Origin of the sequence: Pseudoalteromonas piratica (assembly GCF_000788395.1) — a bacterium.
Classification (GTDB): Bacteria; Pseudomonadota; Gammaproteobacteria; order Enterobacterales; family Alteromonadaceae; genus Pseudoalteromonas; species Pseudoalteromonas piratica.
This window is the reverse complement of sequence record NZ_CP009888.1, coordinates 523,242-542,894: the sequence shown is the minus strand read 5'-3', so window position 1 is coordinate 542,894 and position 19,653 is coordinate 523,242. Positions and strand designations below refer to the sequence as shown.

The 19,653-nt window shown below is 40.5% G+C and carries 20 protein-coding genes; 18 read left to right on the top strand and 2 right to left on the bottom strand.

What is annotated here, in order from left to right; translation table 11 throughout:
- Positions 1–299 precede the first annotated feature (299 nt).
- From coxB to OM33_RS02355, 4 genes are read left to right on the top strand one after another with little or no spacing between them, the layout of a single operon-like run.
- Positions 300–1,430 (top strand): cytochrome c oxidase subunit II, encoded by a 1,131-nt coding sequence (gene coxB, locus OM33_RS02370; RefSeq protein WP_038638263.1) that lies wholly within the window; start codon positions 300–302, stop codon positions 1,428–1,430.
- A complete protein-coding gene (gene ctaD / locus OM33_RS02365; protein WP_038638260.1) occupies positions 1,430–3,004 on the top strand; it encodes a cytochrome c oxidase subunit I in 1,575 nt (524 codons plus the stop codon). Before coxB ends, ctaD begins: the two co-directional genes overlap by 1 nt.
- Positions 3,004–3,579, top strand: a complete 576-nt coding sequence (locus OM33_RS02360; RefSeq protein ID WP_038638257.1) for a cytochrome c oxidase assembly protein — start codon at positions 3,004–3,006, stop codon at positions 3,577–3,579. Before ctaD ends, OM33_RS02360 begins: the two co-directional genes overlap by 1 nt.
- The gene (locus tag OM33_RS02355) at positions 3,563–4,441 is read left to right on the top strand and encodes a cytochrome c oxidase subunit 3 (RefSeq protein WP_038638254.1); all 879 of its coding nucleotides are present in this window, start codon (positions 3,563–3,565) and stop codon (positions 4,439–4,441) included. The genes OM33_RS02360 and OM33_RS02355 overlap by 17 nt, the downstream gene beginning before the upstream one ends.
- Positions 4,442–4,458: 17 nt before the next feature.
- Here OM33_RS02355 and OM33_RS22300 read toward each other — a convergent pair whose 3' ends face one another.
- Entirely contained in the window at positions 4,459–4,677 is a 219-nt protein-coding gene (locus OM33_RS22300) for a DUF2909 domain-containing protein (RefSeq protein ID WP_081991107.1), read from the bottom strand.
- A 19-nt stretch (positions 4,678–4,696) separates the two neighbouring features.
- Here OM33_RS22300 and OM33_RS02350 point away from each other — a divergent pair, with 19 nt between their 5' ends.
- The 13 genes from OM33_RS02350 to OM33_RS02290 all read left to right on the top strand — a co-directional run bounded on the left by OM33_RS02350 (position 4,697) and on the right by OM33_RS02290 (position 17,161).
- Entirely contained in the window at positions 4,697–5,416 is a 720-nt protein-coding gene (locus tag OM33_RS02350; RefSeq protein ID WP_038638252.1) for an SURF1 family protein, read from the top strand.
- Positions 5,409–5,933 carry a hypothetical protein gene (locus OM33_RS02345; protein ID WP_038638251.1) on the top strand — a complete coding sequence of 175 codons (525 nt, stop codon included), beginning with the start codon at positions 5,409–5,411 and terminating at the stop codon, positions 5,931–5,933. The genes OM33_RS02350 and OM33_RS02345 overlap by 8 nt, the downstream gene beginning before the upstream one ends.
- 8 nt (positions 5,934–5,941) lie before the next feature.
- Positions 5,942–6,934, top strand: a complete 993-nt coding sequence (locus tag OM33_RS02340) for a COX15/CtaA family protein (protein ID WP_038638249.1) — start codon at positions 5,942–5,944, stop codon at positions 6,932–6,934.
- A 9-nt stretch (positions 6,935–6,943) separates the two neighbouring features.
- Positions 6,944–7,840 (top strand): heme o synthase, encoded by an 897-nt coding sequence (gene cyoE / locus OM33_RS02335; protein WP_038638247.1) that lies wholly within the window; start codon positions 6,944–6,946, stop codon positions 7,838–7,840.
- A gap of 9 nt (positions 7,841–7,849) precedes the next feature.
- Positions 7,850–8,467, top strand: a complete 618-nt coding sequence (locus OM33_RS02330) for an SCO family protein (protein ID WP_038642927.1) — start codon at positions 7,850–7,852, stop codon at positions 8,465–8,467.
- Positions 8,468–8,508: 41 nt separating this feature from the next.
- Positions 8,509–8,844 (top strand): STAS domain-containing protein, encoded by a 336-nt coding sequence (locus OM33_RS02325; protein WP_324607048.1) that lies wholly within the window; start codon positions 8,509–8,511, stop codon positions 8,842–8,844.
- Positions 8,845–8,856: 12 nt separating this feature from the next.
- On the top strand, positions 8,857–9,219 hold the full coding sequence (locus OM33_RS02320; RefSeq protein ID WP_038638242.1) for a response regulator: 363 nt from the start codon (positions 8,857–8,859) through the stop codon (positions 9,217–9,219).
- A gap of 12 nt (positions 9,220–9,231) precedes the next feature.
- Complete coding sequence (locus OM33_RS02315) at positions 9,232–11,337, top strand: chemotaxis protein CheA (RefSeq protein ID WP_038638240.1); 2,106 nt, start codon at positions 9,232–9,234, stop codon at positions 11,335–11,337.
- Positions 11,337–11,849 carry a chemotaxis protein CheW gene (locus OM33_RS02310; RefSeq protein WP_038638238.1) on the top strand — a complete coding sequence of 171 codons (513 nt, stop codon included), beginning with the start codon at positions 11,337–11,339 and terminating at the stop codon, positions 11,847–11,849. Before OM33_RS02315 ends, OM33_RS02310 begins: the two co-directional genes overlap by 1 nt.
- Before the next feature lie 74 nt (positions 11,850–11,923).
- The gene (locus tag OM33_RS02305; RefSeq protein ID WP_038642924.1) at positions 11,924–14,650 is read left to right on the top strand and encodes a methyl-accepting chemotaxis protein; all 2,727 of its coding nucleotides are present in this window, start codon (positions 11,924–11,926) and stop codon (positions 14,648–14,650) included.
- A gap of 50 nt (positions 14,651–14,700) precedes the next feature.
- Positions 14,701–15,519: a CheR family methyltransferase gene (locus OM33_RS02300; RefSeq protein ID WP_038638236.1), complete on the top strand. Its 819-nt coding sequence runs from the start codon at positions 14,701–14,703 to the stop codon at positions 15,517–15,519.
- Complete coding sequence (gene cheD, locus OM33_RS02295; protein ID WP_038638228.1) at positions 15,516–16,124, top strand: chemoreceptor glutamine deamidase CheD; 609 nt, start codon at positions 15,516–15,518, stop codon at positions 16,122–16,124. The genes OM33_RS02300 and cheD overlap by 4 nt, the downstream gene beginning before the upstream one ends.
- 8 nt (positions 16,125–16,132) lie before the next feature.
- The gene (locus tag OM33_RS02290; RefSeq protein ID WP_038638225.1) at positions 16,133–17,161 is read left to right on the top strand and encodes a protein-glutamate methylesterase/protein-glutamine glutaminase; all 1,029 of its coding nucleotides are present in this window, start codon (positions 16,133–16,135) and stop codon (positions 17,159–17,161) included.
- Positions 17,162–17,181: 20 nt separating this feature from the next.
- Here the strand turns inward: OM33_RS02290 and OM33_RS02285 are convergent, their stop codons facing one another.
- Positions 17,182–18,207 (bottom strand): polysaccharide deacetylase family protein, encoded by a 1,026-nt coding sequence (locus OM33_RS02285; protein ID WP_234402718.1) that lies wholly within the window; start codon positions 18,205–18,207, stop codon positions 17,182–17,184.
- On the opposite strand from OM33_RS02285, the gene OM33_RS02280 reads away from it, so the two are divergent.
- On the top strand, positions 18,184–19,518 hold the full coding sequence (locus OM33_RS02280; protein ID WP_081990993.1) for an MATE family efflux transporter: 1,335 nt from the start codon (positions 18,184–18,186) through the stop codon (positions 19,516–19,518). The two genes, OM33_RS02285 and OM33_RS02280, sit on opposite strands and share 24 nt — an antisense overlap.
- Positions 19,519–19,653: the final 135 nt, after the last annotated feature.

Sequence of the window (19,653 nt, the reverse complement as noted above, 5' to 3'; positions counted from 1 at the left end):
TAGCCATATAAACAAAGCAAACACTTCTTAACTTCATTTTTAGTTTCCTTCCCTTGCTTAAAAAAAAGCGCTAACCCATAGATTTATAAAAAATTTATCTTAAATTTGACTTGCGTAAAAATTAATCGTTTACTAGACCTTAGTAGTAACCTTTGTTTTCTTATAGCTGTGTGCGGGCTTTGAAAACAAAACATAATAAAGAAAATGGAGTGATGCTGTAGTGCGTCGTGTGATCTAATCACATTAACTTTCACTGACCATTTCCTAACAACATAATAATAATTAGCAAAGGAGCGAGCATGAGGTTAGTTAAGCTATCCTTATGGTTACTATTGAGCTTTCCTTTTTTAGCAGTTGGGACGAGTCAATATAACTTACCTGTTGGGGTGACGGACATCAGCCGTGATGTCTATGAGCTCCATATGACCATATTTTATATCTGTTGCGTAATTGGATTAGTCGTATTTGCCGTGATGTTTTGGGCAATTATCCATCACCGTAAATCTAAAGGGGCAGTACCAGCCCAATTCCATGAAAGTACAAAAGTTGAAATTTTGTGGACAGCAATTCCATTTGTCATTTTGATTGCGATGGCTGTGCCGGCAACCAAAACATTGATTGCAATGGAAGATACCACAAAAGCGGATTTGACCATCAAGGTTACAGGTTCGCAATGGAAGTGGCACTACGAATACCTTGACCACGATGTGTCATTTTATTCAGTACTTTCTACACCGCGTGAGCAAATTACCAATCAAGATGAAAAAACCGAAACTTATCTGTTAGATGTAGATAAGCCACTCATTATCCCGAAAGGAAAAAAAGTACGCTTCTTAATGACCTCTGATGATGTGATTCACTCTTGGTGGGTGCCAGAGTTTGCGGTTAAGAAAGACGCTAACCCGGGTTTTATTAATGAAGCATGGACACGAGTCAATGAGGCGGGTATTTATCGCGGACAGTGCGCTGAACTATGCGGCAAAGATCATGGTTTTATGCCTATTGTAGTCGAAGTTAAAGAGCCCAATGAATTTGAACAATGGCTCGCAAATGCGCAGCTAGAAAAGGCGCAGGCCGCTGCTGCAGAAAAAGCATCATTAAGCGTCACGCTTTCCGAAGATGAGTTAATGACACTTGGTGAGCAAGTCTATATGGCAAATTGTGCCGCTTGTCATCAACCATCAGGTATGGGGTTGCCAGGTGTATTCCCTGCTTTAAAGGATAGTCCAATTGCAGTCGGCGATATTAAAGCACACATCGACATTGTTGTGCATGGTAAGCCTGCTACGGCAATGCAAGGCTACAGTAAAATGCTGTCATTAAAAGAACTTGCTGCGGTAGTGACTTACGAGCGAAATGCTTGGGGTAACAACACGGGTGATCTCGTTCAACCCAGTGACATTCAAGAATCAATGGGAGAAGCACAATAATGACTACAATAGCTGAATCTCATCATCACCATCATGCCCCAACAGGCATTAAACGTTGGCTATTTACGACCAATCACAAAGATATTGGCACGCTTTATTTGTTATTCGCGTTGCTGATGTTTTTAACTGGCGGTGCAATGGCGTTAGTGATCCGCGCTGAACTATTTCAGCCAGGGTTACAATTTGTTGAACCTCACTTTTTTAACCAAATGACCACTGTGCATGGTTTAATTATGGTATTTGGTGCCGTAATGCCAGCATTTACAGGGCTTGCGAACTGGATGATTCCAATGATGATTGGTGCGCCAGATATGGCGCTACCAAGAATGAACAACTGGAGTTTTTGGATACTACCATTCGCATTTTTTATCTTATTAATGTCACTCTTTATGGAAGGCGGTGGTCCTGCATTTGGCTGGACTTTCTATGCACCATTATCAACGACATATAGTAATGACAATACAGCATTATTCGTTTTTGCAGTGCACATTATGGGGATTAGTTCGATTATGGGGGCCATTAATGTGGTGGTAACCATAGTTAATATGCGTGCTCCGGGTATGACCTACATGAAGTTGCCACTGTTTGTATGGACTTGGTTGATCACTGCATTTCTACTGATTGCTGTCATGCCAGTATTGGCTGGTGCAGTAACAATGGTACTGACGGATAAGTACTTTGGCACAGACTTTTTTAATGCAGCTGGTGGTGGTGACCCTGTTATGTTCCAGCATATCTTCTGGTTTTTTGGTCATCCAGAAGTTTACATCATGATCTTGCCTGCGTTTGGGGTGATCTCAACAATTATCCCTACGTTCTCGCGTAAAAAGTTATTTGGTTATGCTTCTATGGTTTACGCAACGGCTTCCATAGCATTTTTATCTTTCATTGTTTGGGCGCATCACATGTTTACTACAGGGATGCCATTAGCTGGTGAGCTGTTCTTTATGTATAGCACTATGCTGATATCTGTTCCTACTGGTGTAAAAGTATTTAACTGGGTTGCTACCATGTGGCGAGGTTCAATTAGCTTTGAAGTGCCGATGCTCTTTTCTATTGCCTTTATTGTGTTGTTCACTTTAGGTGGCTTTTCTGGCCTGATGCTGGCAATTACTCCAGTCGATTTTCAATACCATGATACCTATTTTGTTGTTGCACACTTCCATTATGTTTTAGTTACAGGGGCTGTGTTCTCAATTATGGCAGGTGCGTATTATTGGTTGCCGAAATGGACCGGAAACATGTATCACATTGGTCTTGCAAAGACGCACTTTTGGCTGTCGTTGATAAGCGTCAATATTCTTTTCTTCCCAATGCATTTTGTTGGGTTGGCCGGGATGCCTCGTCGTATTCCTGACTATGCGCTTCAATTTGCTGACTTTAATGCATTGATCAGTATCGGTGGCTTTGCATTTGGTTTATCGCAGTTGCTGTTTGTTGCTGTGGTATATAAATGTGCTAAAGGTGGCCAAAAAGTCCCTGCGAAAGTGTGGGATGGTGCTGAAGGTTTAGAGTGGGAGGTTGCATCACCGGCACCTTATCATACTTTTTCTGAGCCACCGGAAGTGAAGTAATGAATAACGTAAAGCTACTTAAAAAATTAATTTTAACCAGCCTATTAATGTTTGCATTTGCTTTTGCACTTGTGCCTCTTTATGACGTTTTTTGTGATATCACAGGATTGAATGGCAAGCCAAATATGGAGCAAGCACAGGCTAGTGCTAACAGTGATGAGTCTCGCAGTGTACGTGTCACGTTTATTACACATGCACAAGCAGGGGCGCCATTTAAGGTCAAGGCAAAGCGCTACAGTGTAGACGTAAGCCCCGGTGAAATGGAGCGCATAGAATTTATTGCGCAAAATTTATCAAGTAGCGACAAAATAATGCAAGCCGTGCCCTCGGTAGCGCCGGGTCGTGCGGCTAAATATTTACATAAAGTCTCTTGTTTTTGTTTCAACCAACAGCCTCTGACTAGCAAAGGTTCTGCTGATCTACCCTTACTTTTTTACCTAGATGAAACTTTGCCAAATGATATTCATGAAGTCACTTTGTCATACACAATTTATGATATTACCGCAGACATTGAAGGAAAAGTTGCAAGCAACAGCAAAAGCGATGGGGAGTTAACAAATGAAAGCTCAATATGAAAAATATTATGTGCCAGAACAAAGCCAGTGGCCCATTGTCGGAGCCGTCGCATTATTCTTAATTGCGATAGGTTCGGGTTTAGCGGTAATGCAAACAGCTAAACAACAGGGTGGAGTTGGCTTTTATATCTTGCTGCTTGGGATTGCAGTACTACTTTATATGTTGTTTGGGTGGTTTAAAAACGTCATTGACGAGTCACAAGGTGGACTTTATTCAGCGCAAATGGATCGCTCTTTTCGACAGGGAATGGCCTGGTTTATCTTCTCAGAAGTAATGTTCTTCATGGCATTCTTTGGCGCGTTGTTTTATGCCAGAACCTTTGCTGTGCCTTGGTTGGGCGGGGAAAGCAATAATGCCATGACAAATGAAGTCTTGTGGCCCTCTTTTGAAGCCGCATGGCCATTGTTAAGCACACCTGGAGGTGGCGAAACGAGAGCAATGGGATGGCAAGGGTTACCACTGATTAATACTATGATTTTGCTTTTATCATCAATTACATTGCACTTTGCGCATACAGCAATGGAACAGGGTAAGCGAACTCAATTAAAAGCGATGTTAGCGTTAACTATTTTGCTGGGTGTAATTTTCCTCGGGTTGCAAGGTGAAGAATATGTTTATGCATATCAAGAGCTCGGACTTACCCTTGATTCAGGTATTTACGGTAACACATTCTTTTTACTAACTGGTTTTCATGGCATGCATGTTACATTAGGAACAATTCTATTGCTGGTGGTGTTTTTGCGGATTATGAAAGGCCACTTTAGTGAAGAAAAGCACTTTGCATTTCAAGCTGCGGCTTGGTACTGGCATTTTGTAGATGTGGTTTGGCTGTGTTTGTTTGTATTTGTTTATGTACTTTAAATATAAATACCAAGTAATTAGCTAACAGTATAAGGGTTGCTGTTTGGTGTAATGAAACCAAACAGCATCGCAAATAAAATAATCATCAAAACAATTGCAGAAAATAATACTCGTCGCCCAAGAAAATGGGACATTGAGTTGGGAGAAGCGTCGCTTTTAAGCATGCACACAAGTGCCTTAAACAAACTAAAAACGATGTAAAACAATAAGAATACGATAATTAATTTTATCAACATAAGTTGGAGAGTTTGCGTTATGCGGTTAACCCAGAATAGTGCAAAAAGCATCACTCTGCTAGTCTGTACAACCACAATTGCGTTAATTTGTACAAGTTTAGCTGTTTGGCAATATCAAAGGTCTCAGCAAAAATTAGATATTATCAATAAACTAGATAAGTTAACTAAACAAGGGGTATTGCCTTGGCATCAGCTTGCGAGTTTACCTCAAGACTGGGTTGCAACAGGGCTTAATGTATCTTTAGCAGGTGCATTGGCAGATCAATACTGGTGGCTTGATAATCGCGTAGTTAATAGACAGTTTGGTTATGACCTCATCATTGCTGTAAAGCCACTCAACTCTTCTCGTTGGTGGCTGGTTAATATGGGATGGTTTGCAGGGTCATATCAACGCGAAACGTTACCAGAAGTAAACCTGCCACAGCAGCTTTCTCTTGTTGGCATTCTCAAAGTAAGTGACTTTGAAGGGTTCAACCTAGCAAATAGCAGAGACGAAATTCAGCAAGGTCAGCGGTTACAATTTATATCTCCTCAATTAGCGTCTCAATTACTCGAACAAGAAGTTGCGCCCTATATTATTTATGCAAATGAGCAACATGCAGTAGGCAAGTACCATTATCAAGTGATCAATATGTCTCCAGATAAACATCGCGCTTATGCGTTGCAGTGGATTTTACTTGCTCTTGGAGCAGTAGTTGTAGGTGGTGCTATATATCGAAAAGGAGGTTCTAATGAATAAAACACTTTGGGTATTTATTCTATGTTTTATTGCCCCGGTAGTCTTTGCTCTGATGGCACTTAAATTTAGCTGGCTTGAACCTGCTCAGACAAACTATGGGCAGTTTCTAAATGATGAAAAAATCATCGCAAACTGGCCTGAAAATCAACACACCAAGTGGTCATTGGTGGCAATTAACCAGCAGGTGTGTGAAAAAGCTTGTTTGTCAAAGAAGCAGTTAATAAAAAATGTCTTTGAAGTGCTTGGCAAACATAATTTGTATGTAGGTGCCTATTCGCTTAACCAACAAAGTGACTCCCTTAAATTAAACGACTTAGTGTCATCAAAGGAACTTACCCATGATTTAGCTGAGCAATCTTTAACTATGAACTCTGATGCAATTTATCTAGTTGACCATCGAGGCTTAGTGGTTCTTGAATATCCAGTAACTTATCAAGAAAGTTCTGACAATGATATGAAACGAGGTTTAATCAAAGATCTCAAAAAGTTACTTAACTACAGTCGCAGCCGAGCGTAGGAGGTTGAGTGAAAAGTTATCATAAATTAGTTTTCTTTGGCTGTATTTTTGCCTTCATTGTTGTTGGGTTAGGGGCTTACACAAGGTTGAGTGATTCGGGGTTGGGTTGCCCTGATTGGCCTGGCTGCTATGGCTTTTTAACCGTGCCGAGTGAGGAGCATGAGTTAGCAAAAGCGGAATCCTATTTTCCCAGCTTAGAAGTCGATCAGGGGAAAGCCTGGAAGGAAATGATCCATCGCTATTTTGCGGGCATGTTGGGAATAATAATTTTGTTGATTGCTATCTTAGCATTTAAGCAACGCCAACATAAACTCGCACCGGTAAAGCTCCCTTTGCTGCTTCTGGTATTGGTTGTTTTCCAAGCAGCTTTAGGCATGTTAACGGTGACGATGAACTTACAACCGCTCATTGTAATGGGTCACTTACTGGGTGGTTTTTCAATCATTAGTTTAATGTTCTTGCTTTATATTCGATTAACATCAGAACGTATTCCTGGCGGAGATGCTGGTGCAAAGCCTTTTTATGGTTTGTCACTTGTCGCATTAGGTTTTATTGTATCGCAAATAGCGTTAGGAGGTTGGCTAGCAGCTAATTATGCAGCGTCACTTTGCGCAGACTTTCCGCTTTGTGGTGCAAACACGTTCGAACGTTTCTCATTTAGCAGTATATTTCAACTACCCGATGGCCATGCTACCTATGAGTATGGTGTGTTATCCGCTGAAACGAGAATGTCCATTCACTTTTTTCATAGGATTTGGGCTTTAGTTACTGCGTTCGTGGTGTTCTGGGTTGGACTTAGGATAATCAAAAACTGTTATTCAACGGCTATCAAGCATGCTGTTTACCATGTTTGGGCTGTATTGGTATGTCAGATAGCATTAGGAGTGAGCTTAATCTTAATGCATATACCGCTAAATGTGGCACTAATGCACAATCTGACAGCTGTTTTATTGCTATTGAGCAGTGTGCGTTTGGCTTACCTTTTAAGAAGCAAGTGCTAGGAGTAAATTATGACAACTAACGTTTTACAGCTTCAGCGCTCAGTAAGGGCAAAAATTCATGAGTATTTAGTGTTATGTAAGCATAAGGTAGTAATGTTGCTGGCATTAACAGCTGTGGTTGGACAAGGACTCGCGCCAAATGCTGAACGTACTTTGCTAGAGCAGATGATGACGATTGTTGGTATAGCCTTATTGGCGAGCAGCGCTGCGGTAATTAATCATATTGTCGATAGTGATATAGATAAAAAAATGCGTCGCACTGATGCTCGACCAGTAGCGACAGGCAGTATTTCTAATGGCCACGCATTCACATTCTCAATGATTATGCTAGCGGTTGGATTTTCCCTATTAGCACAATTTGCAAACTGGTTAACAGCATGGCTGACCATGTTTGCTTTAGTTGGGTATGCATTTATTTATACACTAGTACTGAAAAGAAGAACACCACAAAATATTGTCATTGGCGGCTTTGCAGGGGCGATGCCACCATTACTTGGTTGGGTGTCTGAAACAGGCACTATGTCTGCAGAACCTTGGCTTTTGGTAATGATCGTTTTTACCTGGACCCCCCCTCATTTTTGGGCGTTAGCCATTGATCGTAAAAAAGATTATGAAAATGCAAAAGTACCAATGCTGCCAGTAACTCATGGTATCGAGTTTACTAAAACTATGGTGTTACTCTATAGCGTGCTGTTAACTTTGGTATGCGTTTTACCCTTTCTAATTGGTATGTCTGGAAATGCATATTTAGTTGCTAGCTTAGTTTTAAACAGCATTTTTGTTTACCGTGCTTGGCAGTTAAAGTTTGCTCCAAAAGAGAAATCGGCGATTAAACTTTTTATCTATTCTATCTGGCAACTTATGCTACTATTTATGGCATTGTTTATTGATAAGTGGTTGATTTAAATGCCTCAAATCAAAGCTTTTTACTTTTCTTTGTTGTGTGCTGTGGTGCTTATTGGGTGTGGTCCAAAAGCGCCACCTGAAACGCATGCTTTGCTTTATCAAGAGGCGAGAGCGGTAAAACCCTTCATCCTAGAAAATCAGTTCGGTGAAGCTGTTTCAGAAGAAAATCTTAAAGGCCAATGGACGTTGTTATTTCTGGGTTACACGAGTTGTCCTGATATTTGTCCAATGACATTAGCAAAATTAACTCAAGTCTACGAAAAACTTTCCGATACATATCCCATTAATATTTGGTTTGTTTCTGTTGATCCCAAACGGGATGTCGTTGATAAGCGCCGACAGTATATTGATTATTTTAACCCAGACTTCACTGCAGTGTCGGCGGAGCACAAACAGTTATTTCCATTCGTTAGGAACTTAGGTTTAGTTTATGCCATTCATGACGATGGGGAGTCTGAAAATTACACTGTCGATCATAGTGCTTCGGTTACCTTGGTTGATCCTAGTGGCGCAGTTAGAGCGATATTCAAACCGGAATTTGCGAAAGGAAAAGTACCAATTATCGACCAGTCCAAAATTATTGAAGACTTGCACGCGATAATTGAATATTATTCTAGCGCGCTATGAATTATTAATTTCCTAACACATTAATTAGATTTAAATAATCGATAATATTTTGGCAATTTTTAATTCTGGGTCTACGCTTTATTTTAAGCGAACAAGGAAAGAAAACTATGTATCAGTTACCCGCCGAGCTTATCATAAACTCGGTCTCTGAGCTTAAAGAAACTCTCTTAGATTTGTTGTCGAAGCAATCGAGTATAGAACTTGATATTTCTCAGGTTACTCGTGCTGATACAGCTTCAATTCAATTACTCTGTTCGTTGCAAAAAAATCTAGCGGAAACTCAGCAGCAAATTACTTGGCATGGCAATAGCAATGCATTATTTGCTGCAGCAAAAACTTTGGGAGTGCAAGATTTTCTTGCCTTGTCAGAACAATAATTTGGGGTCTGTATGAAAAAGATTTTGGCGGTTGATGACTCAGCATCAATGAGACAAATGGTTGGTTTTACGCTTAAAAAAGCGGGTTTCGATGTAACAGAAGCAAAAGACGGAAGCGAAGCACTTGAAATAGCTAAAGGCGAAAGCTTTGATGCTGTGATTTCAGATGTAAACATGCCTGTTATGGATGGAATCACGCTTATTAGAGAGTTAAGAGCATTACCAGCTTATAAATTCACGCCAATGCTGATGCTAACGACGGAATCTGGTCTCGATAAAAAGACTGAAGGGAAAGCTGCAGGAGCAACAGGCTGGATTGTTAAACCTTTTAATCCTGATCAACTGTTGGCTGTAATTAAAAAAGTCATCCGATAAGCAGGAGGCGGCATGAGCATCGACTTAAGCCAATTCTTTGAGGTTTTCTTTGAAGAAAGCCTTGAAGGTCTGGATGTAATGGAATCTGAGTTGTTAAATCTCACACCTGGAGATCTTGACAATGAAACCATCAATACAATTTTTCGTGCCGCACATTCAATAAAAGGTGGGAGTGGAACATTTGGCTTTACGCATGTTTCCGACTTTACTCATGTTCTTGAAACTCTCTTAGATCAAATCCGCGAGGGCTCTCGAGAACTTACCTCTGAGCATGTTAATTTACTATTAAAATCAGTTGATTGCTTGCGTGAAATGCTCGGCGATTTACAAACAAATCAAGAAACTGATTTAACTAACGCCACTGAGCTGAAAGAAAAGTTTGAGCAAATTCTAGCTGGCGAAGAAGGCGTCTCAGAGCCGCAATCAAGCTCGCCAGAAGCTAATGATGTTGCTGACCAGCCCTCACAAAATGCATTAGACACGTACGAAGTTATTTTTAAACCTCAGCATCATTTATTCAAAACGGGCAATGAGCCTATTTATTTGATTGAAGAATTGGCTGAGTTAGGCGAAATAGATGTTGTTGCAAACATCGAGCTGGTTCCTGATATTCATGATATTTCTTCGGATGAATGTTATCTCACTTGGACTTTTTACTTAGAAACCAACAAAGGTGAAGATGCAATTAAAGAAGTTTTTGAGTGGGTTGAAGATGACGCTGAAATTAGCATTACACTGTGTGGTGGCTTATTCGGAGATGAGCCTGATGATGAAGTACCAGTAGTTGAAACAAGTGTAACTGAAGCAACGCAAGCTGCTGCAACAACAAAACCTGAAAACCAAAAAGACGTTGTACCAGCTGCGAGCAAAGGCGCTGCAAAAGCCGCTTCAACAGAAAGCACGTCAATTCGTGTAAGTATTGATAAGGTTGATTCGCTCATTAATATGGTAGGTGAACTTGTAATCACACAAGCTATGCTTACTCAGCTTGGTGAAGGTGAAATTACCGAAAATAAATTAATGGCCTTACAAGAAGGATTAGCTCAGTTGGCGCATAACACGCGTGATCTGCAAGAGAGTGTAATGCGCATTAGAATGTTGCCCATTAGTTTTGTCTTCAGCCGTTTTCCTCGTTTAGTGCGTGATACATCGCAAAAGTTAGGCAAAGAAGTTGAGTTAAAATTACTCGGCGAGCAGACTGAACTTGATAAGACAGTGATGGAAAAAATTTCAGATCCTATGGTGCACTTGGTGCGGAATTCACTGGATCATGGGTTAGAAACACCTGAGCTTAGAGAAGAAGCTGGTAAATCTAGAGTTGGTAAAGTTACGCTCAATGCCTTCCACCAGGGCGGTAATATCGTAATAGAGATTATGGATGATGGTGCAGGTTTAAATACTCAAAAAATTAAACAAAAAGCAATTCAAAATGGCCTAATTAGTGAAAGTGACGAACTGTCCGATGACGAGATTAACGAACTAATTTTTATGCCGGGTTTTTCTACAGCAGATCAGGTGAGCGATATTTCTGGTCGTGGTGTTGGCATGGACGTAGTAAGACGTAACATTCAATCACTAAATGGCTCTATAGAAGTGACATCAGAGCAAGGCATAGGTTCAACATTCACAATTCGCTTACCACTGACGCTAGCTATTTTAGATGGGCAACTTGTCACAGTTGCACAACATACCTACATTATTCCGCTTATTTCCATTGTTGAGTCGCTACAAATTGATTTAAAAATGGTTAATTGCGTTGGCGGCGGGCTAAATGTCTTGCGATTGCGAGATGAATACATTCCGATATTAAGGCTGCATCAAATATTTAACCACAGTGGCGCAATTGAAGACCTTGATAAAGGCTTATTGGTTATTGTTGAAAGTGATAATCAAAAAGTGGGACTGCTGGTTGATGACTTGTTAGCTCAGCAACAGGTCGTAATCAAAAGTCTCGAAGCAAATTACCAAAAAGTAGAAGGTGTTTCTGGTGCCACGATTTTAGGTGACGGCAGAGTCTCTCTTATCATAGATATCACAGGTTTAATCAAACTTGCTGGCCTTAAAAAAGCAGGTTCAACAGAACTTGCAATTGAGTCGATAGAAAGTGAGGAAGTTTAATGGAAGCCATTGTTGATGAAACCTTAGACTCATTAGAAGAACACCAAGAAGAAGATATTTGTCAATTCCTCACATTCATGATGGCGGATGAGGAATATGGTGTAGACATTTTAGCTGTTCAAGAAATTCGAGGCTGGGAAGAGATTACCCAGATCCCCAATTCACCAGCTTATGTAAAAGGCGCAATCAATTTGAGAGGAACAATTGTTCCTATCATCGATCTTAGAGCCCGTTTTGGTTTACCTCAGGTGCCTTACAGCTCTGTAACTGTAGTAATTGTCGTTAAAGTTGGTTTACAAAGCGGCGATAAAATAATGGGTATAGTGGTTGATGCTGTCTCAGATGTATACAGCATCTCAGAGTCAGATGCGCGTGATGTGCCTGACGTTACAAATACAGATAATACCGAATTTGTTCAAGGTCTTGTCAATGTCGGTGAAAAAATGGTGGTGTTATTAGATCTAAAGCGTGTACTAGATCTAACTAAAGATACTGAACCAAAAGAGCAATAATTCATCCTTAGATGAATAAATACAAATTGAACCGATGATGGAATGCAATCAAATAAGAAAGGGTGGTGATTGATATGTGGGGTTTTAGTAAAAAACCGAACACGGGTAATACAAAATCAGAAAGCGATCTCATTTTAGAGGCGCTCAGCCGTTCTCAAGCGGTTATTGAATTTAAGCCTGACGGAACTATTATCAACGCCAACCAAAACTTTTTGGCTGCGCTTGGTTACCGTTTAGAACAAATTCAGGGGCAGCACCATCGCATGTTTGTGCCAGCAAGTGAGGTAAATAGTGCCGAGTATAGCCAGTTTTGGTCCCGACTTTCGCGTGGTGAGTTTTTATCTGGTGAATTTAATCGCATTACATCCGATGGTAAGGAAATATGGATTCAGGCTTCATATAACCCTGTGCTTAACGAGCAAGGGGTTGTTACGAAAGTCGTTAAATATGCTTCAGATATCACGGCACAAAAAATGGCGGCTTCAGATGCCAAAGGTCAACTTGAGGCAATTAGTAAATCGCAAGCCGTGATCGAGTTTAACTTAGACGGCACTATCATCACCGCAAATGATAACTTCTGCAGTGTTATGGGCTACCGATTAGATGAAATAGTTGGTAAACACCATAGTATGTTTGCAGACGCTGATTATGCATCAAGCTTAGAGTACAAAGAATTCTGGCAAAAGCTTAATCGTGGAGAGTATTGTGCGGGTGAATATAAGCGTGTGGCTAATGGGGGCAAAGATGTGTGGATTCAAGCATCTTATAACCCAATTTACGATCCCAGTGGCAAGCCTTTTAAAGTTGTAAAATATGCCAGCGATATTACTGCCCAAAAACAAGCTGAGATAGCTTCAAAAGAGGCCGCAAATAGAGCAAACGCCTTAAAAGTATGTCAAGCAAATGTGATGATTGCAGACAATGATTTAAACATTGTTTTTATCAATGATGAAAACTTAAAAATGTTGAAATATCGAGAGGCATCTATTCGCAAAGTACTACCAAATTTTGATGCCAGTAATTTACTAGGGCAATGTGTTGATATTTTCCACAAAGACCCAAGTCATCAGCAGAAAATGTTAGCCGCACTGAAAGATGTTTACAAAACAAAAATCTCAGTTGATGAACTAACTTTTTCACTAATAGCAACACCTTGGCTAAGTACTGAAGGTGAACGTATTGGTACCATCGTTGAGTGGGATGATATTACTGATGAGTTAGCTGCGCAAAGAGCTGCTGAAGCGATTGCAGCTGAGAATTCACGAGTACGTCAGGCACTTGATACTGTTAATACCAATACCATGATTGCTGATGCAAGTAATACCATTGTTTATATGAACGATGCTGTGCTGGGCATGATGCGAAATGCTGAATCTGACATTAAACGCGACTTACCAAACTTTAATAGTGCTGCTTTGATGGGATCAAATATGGATGTTTTCCATAAAAATCCAGCCCATCAACAACATATGGTAGAGCGTTTAACATCAACCTACAGTACAGAAATCAACGTGGGTGGACGTACCTTTGCACTTACTGCAAACCCAATTTTCTCAGATGATAACGAGCGTTTAGGTACCGTTGTTGAATGGCTTGACCGCACTGCTGAAGTCGCCATCGAAAAAGAAATCGATCAACTTGTTTCGGCTGCCTCAAAAGGAGAGCTAGATTCTCGAATAGAGGAAACGGGTAAGCAAGGGTTTTTCTTAAACCTTGCTCAGGGTTTAAACAAGCTTGTTGAAATCTCTGAGGAAGTAATCAATGAAACCGCTGAAATGCTCGATGCAATGGCGCATGGTGACCTTACTAAACGAATTTTAAGTGACTACCAAGGTTCGTTTGATAAGTTAAAACGCGATGCCAATACAACTGCCGAAAAACTAACGGAAGTTATTGAAAAAGTGAGCGTATCGTCAAATTTAGTAGCCAGTGGTGCTGAGGAGATTTCTCAGGGGAACACTGACTTGAGTCAGCGTACTGAAGAACAGGCATCTTCTCTTGAGGAAACTGCATCCAGTATGGAAGAAATGACGAGCACCGTTCGTCAAAATGCTGATAATGCAAAAGTGGCAAATGAGTTAGCTAATGATACACAAACGAAAGCCAAGCAGGGCGGTGAAGTGGTCGAACGCGCTGTTGAAAGTATGGCTGAAATCAATCATTCAAGTAAGAAAATTGCCGATATTATCGGTGTAATCGATGAAATTGCTTTCCAAACAAACCTACTTGCTTTGAATGCTGCTGTTGAAGCTGCAAGAGCGGGTGAGCAAGGTCGCGGTTTTGCTGTCGTTGCTGGTGAAGTTAGAAACCTAGCACAGCGCTCAGCAGCTGCTGCAAAAGAAATCAAAGAGCTTATTCGTGACAGTGTTAGCAAAGTTGAAGATGGTACTCTGTTAGTTAACGAATCAGGAAGCACGCTGCAAGAGATAGTTGCATCAGTTCAGCGTGTAACCGAAATGATTGCAGATATCACAGTCGCTTCTGAAGAGCAAAGTTCCGGTATCGAACAAGTAAACAAAGCGATTACACAGATGGATGAAATGACTCAACAAAATGCAGCATTGGTTGAACAAGCTTCAGCTGCGAGTGAGTCAATGGCGGAGCAAGCAAATGGGATGCGCCAATTATTAAGCTTCTTTAATACTAATGGCGGCGGGGGTATTGAAACCCCTAGAATTGCTCAACGTCCAGCAGCTAAATCTGCGCCTCGTATCACTTCTCGCAGCGAGCGCTTGCAAATTTCATCAGTTCCTTCAGGTGATGATTTTGCTGACAGCAGTGAAGAGTGGGAAGAGTTTTAACTGTTAGTTAAGAGCTAAGTAAGTTTACTTAGCTCGCCTTAGGAGTCAGTGTGGCGAAGGAATTTTTACTAACAGACAGTGAATTCGAAACGATCGCGAAAATGGTTTATGACGCTTGTGGTATTGTACTAGGTAGTCATAAGCGCGAAATGGTGTATTCACGTCTTGCACGAAGAATAAGAGTACTCAATTTATCGAGTTTTGCGGAATACATCACATATTTAGAAGAATATCGTCGTGAAGAGTTTAGCCATTTTATCAACGCGATAACTACCAACCTGACGTCTTTTTTTCGCGAGCCTTACCATTTTGACTATTTGCGAGAAAAACTTATTCCACAAATATTAGAGCGTAACCGAAATACTAAACGAGTAAGAATATGGTCAGCTGGTTGCTCCACAGGAGAGGAGCCTTATACCATTGCAATGACGATAGCCGAACGGTTTCCTCCTTCTTGGGATGTGAAAATATTAGCCACAGATCTTGATTCTAATGTGTTGGCAAAAGCCAGTGCAGGAGAGTACGCAGAAAATTCAATAACTGGCTTAGACGAGACACTGAAAAAACGCTTTTTTTTGAGAAATAAACAAAGTGGTTTGTTTAAGGTCAGGCCAGAACTTAGAAAAAACATATATTTTAAACGTCTCAATTTATTGCAAGATTGGCCTATGAAAGGTGAATTTGACGTAATTTTTTGTCGAAATGTGGTTATCTATTTCGATCAGCCTACAAAAGAATCCTTGTTCCAACGTTATGCTGAAAAATTATGTTCAGAGGGACATTTATTTTTAGGTCATTCAGAAAGTATGAATAAATCACAAACACAGTTTGTCGCGTTAGGGAAGACAATGTACAGGAAGGCTTTTTGAAAACAGATTTTAAACAATGCCTTAGTGGTTTTGATCATATAAAACGCTATTGGGATAGAGGGCGTGATAGTGTTGTGGCCAAGATTTTACCTGGCGAAGTTTATGTGACAAAACAGAATGAACTGATATCAACGGTGTTGGGGTCGTGTATCTCAGCATGTGTTTATGACTATAAAATGGGCATTGGTGGCATGAACCACTTTATGCTGCCCGCAAATAATAATGCAGGGATTGATAGTTTAAGCTGCCGCTATGGTAACTGGGCCATGGAGTTTTTGATAAATGAAATTATTAAAAACGGTGGAAGCCGAGATAACTTCAAAATTAAAATATTCGGTGGCGGAAAAATTATCAAAGGCATGGGAGATATTGGAGAGGGCAATATTATGTTTGTCTCACAGTATTTAAAGAATGAAGGCTTTTTAGTTGAATCTCATGATGTTGGTGGCCCTTGGCCACGTAAAGTGTTGTTTAATCCAACATCAGGCAAGGCACATGTGAAAAAGTTACGCAGTATGCATAACGACACAATTCAGCAACGTGAGTTTAAATATCTTCATGAAATTGAAGAGCAAGATACTCATACTGACATTGAGCTGTTTTAGGAATGAAGATGATCAGGGTTTTAGTAGTCGACGATTCGCCATTAATCCGTGCAGTGTTGACAGAAGTGCTACAACAAGCGCAAGACATTGAAGTAATAGGTACAGCAAACGATCCTTACCAAGCTAGGGATTTAATTAAGCAACTCAATCCAGATGTGCTAACACTTGATGTTGAAATGCCCAAAATGGATGGCGTCAGTTTTTTAAAAAACTTGATGCGTTTAAGGCCTATGCCTGTGGTAATGATTTCAACGTTAACACAGCAAGGTGCACCAGTTACGCTCGAGTGTCTAGAGTTAGGTGCTGTCGATTTTGTCGCAAAACCAACACAACAAGTTGGCGACAAACTACTTGATTACGCTCAAATTCTTCATGAAAAAATTCGAGCTGCAGCAAAAGCTAAAGTACGCAGTTTGAAACCAACTAGTTCGAAAGCGCCCAAACCAGTTATTGGTAATGTCGATAATACTAAGCTGGTGGCTATTGGTGCATCAACAGGTGGCACAGAAGCGATAAAAGAATTATTAACAGGTTTACCTGACTCTTTTCCACCTATTGTTATCACGCAGCATATCCCACCTGTTTTTTCCGCATCGTTTGCAGAAAGAATGGATCGCTCTGTTGCTTTAAAGGTAAAAGAGGCAGAAGACGGCGAGCTAATTAAGCCGAACCACGTTTATATTGCACCTGGTGATTATCATTTAGCTGTAGTTGGCGTAGCGGGGAGCTTAAAATGCAAAGTAATGCAATCGCCACCTGTGAATCGTCACCGTCCAGCTGTAGATGTACTGTTTAAATCGATCGCAAAACTCGAGTTAGGCAACAAAGTCTGCGCGTCGATATTAACTGGTATGGGAGCCGACGGTGCTGCGGGTTTACTCAAACTAAAAGAGTTTAATGCCTATACACTGGCACAAGATGAAGCATCGTCAGTTGTTTGGGGAATGCCGCGTGCAGCAATTGAATTAGATGCTGCACAACAAGTGTTAAGTCTCGATGCATTTGCTGCTGAAATTACCAACTGGGCAAAAAAATAATCAACAACCCCCTTTTGTGATTATGGGGAAATAACAAAAGGGTGAGATAGCCAATAATAGCGTCCTGGTTTTGCCTTACTTGGTGCAGTGCAGTTATAGCGTGTACGCCCTTTATTAAGCTCCTTTTCAGCTTGTATCTCAACTTGGTTGTCACTAAGCCAAGTTATTTTTGCCCTATTGCCAGCAATAAAACAGTTAAATTGCCCTTTGTTAAAATCCTTTTCTAGAAATGACAATTTGAGTTGTGGTTTTGTGTTGTTAGTGACCGATTTGGCGTTAACTTTAAAGCTAAAAGGTAAGCTGGCGATTTTTGTTTTTAACGTTGCTAAGTTAGCGTAAATCCCAGATGCAGGAAAGCGCGGTACACGGGTAAGGTCAGTGTGAAGGCCAACCGCACCAGAATGTTGTCCTATTCCTACAAACCCCAGTTCAGTCACTATTTGCTGTAAAGCTTGATTAAACTCCCCATATGGATAGGCTAAATATTTAAAATTATGTCCTATTTCTTGCTTAATTCTGAGCTCAGAGTGGGTGATGTCTTTGCGTACTCTTTCTTGCCATTGTAAAAATGACTCATCGTTTTCAATAACATGAAGGTAATCGTGCTTGGCGCTGTGGTTAGCAATAAATGCCCCTTCTTTGGCTAAGGCTCGAAGTTGCTGCCAGCTCATCACGTAGTTTTTTCCCTCATCAATAAGTTGAGGATTGACAAAAATCGTATAAGGATAATTAAAGCGTTTTAAAATAGGCGCGGCTTGTGTGAAATTATTTAGGAAGCCATCATCAAAGGTGAGGGCAACTGTTTTGTCAGGTATACTCTTTTGCTGCTTTATTGATTCAATGATTTGTTGCAATGGCACGACTTGGTAACCATGCTCTTTTAAGAAGCCCAAATGGTCACTAAATTCACTTTCAGACAAGCTTGTAACTCGTGGTAAAGTTTCTGAAACATGATGATATTGCAAAATGACTGCTGCCTGAGCAAGGCCAAAATACAAACTTAAAAATAGTCCAAGGCATAAATGAAAAACTTTTTTACTCGCCATAAATCTTTCCATATCGGATTGTTAGTGCTTGCGTGGCCAATGATTTTATCAAACATTAGTGTACCACTACTGGGTTTGGTTGATACAGCCGTGATTGGTCATTTAAGCGAGGCGAGCTTTTTAGCCGGTGTTGCACTGGGTAGCATGGTTATTAATTTGCTGTTTTGGTTAGCCGGTTTTTTACGTATGAGCACAACCGGTTTAGTGGCGCAGGCGTATGGTCAAAATAGTCCTCAAGGCTTGATGCAGGAACTTAAAGGTGCTGCTTTTTTAGCGATTATCATTGCCACAATACTATTACTGTGTAGTCCTTTTATAAGTCAGGTAATGGGTTACTTTCTGTCTGGCAGTGAGGCTGCAATTGGGCATGCTCAAACCTATTTTAATATTCGAATCTATAGCGCCCCTGCTGCGTTATTAAATATGGTTATTTTAGCGTGGATGCTAGGTACCCAGTTTAGCAAAGGCACTCTTCTAATTGTGTTGGTGACGAATATCACTAATATTATTTTAGATGTACTTTTTGTGGTGTTATTTGAATGGCAGGTTGAAGGTGCTGCAATGGCATCGGTTGTAGCTGATTATATTGGCTTATTTGCAGCGCTCATTTTATTAAAAGTGCGTTTTATCAAGCACTCATTGTCGTTTGCTGCTTTGTTAAAGGTGCCTTTGCGAGGCATGGCTCGCTCTTTAAAGTTAAATCGTGACATTTTTATTAGGTCTTTATTTTTGCAGCTGTGTTTTGCTTTTATGACCTATTATGGCGGTATTCTTGGTGATGTTACTCTTGCTGCCAACGCGGTATTGCTGAATTTCTTATTGTTAGTTAGTTTTGCGCTTGATGGTATTGCCTATGCAGTAGAAGCTAAAGTAGGCCAAGCAAAAGGGCGCAAAAAAGCCCAGGCAATTCATTTGTGGGTGGTAATAGGGCGCTTTTGGGCATTTGCTTTCGCTTGCCTTTATAGCCTTGTATTTATAGTGTTCGGCTCGATTATTATTGGATTACTAACCGATTTGCCAGATGTATTAAGCACTGCAGAAAACTATTTAATATGGTCTATTTTACTGCCACCTATCGCTAGCTTTTGCTTTTTATACGATGGTGTTTTTGTTGGTTTAACCAGAGCAAAAGAAATGCGCAATACCATGATATTTTCTGCGTTGGTGGGGTTTGCTGGAGTGTTTGCTGTGAGCTACCAATGGGGGAATCATGGTCTTTGGTTAGCGATGACCTGTTTTATGGCATTAAGAGGCCTAACGCTTGCTAAAAAATATCACGATGCTTGGCGCTCTCGTCAGCTTTTGCAATAACTTGCGAAAACCGATTAGCAAAAATGCCCAAATACCCGTAAATTGCAAAGTAAAGCGAAATTGGTAGTAAAAGCAACCCGCCAATTTGGAAATAATGACTATTAAAGTAACCGTAGACAATAAGTGATGCTGCAA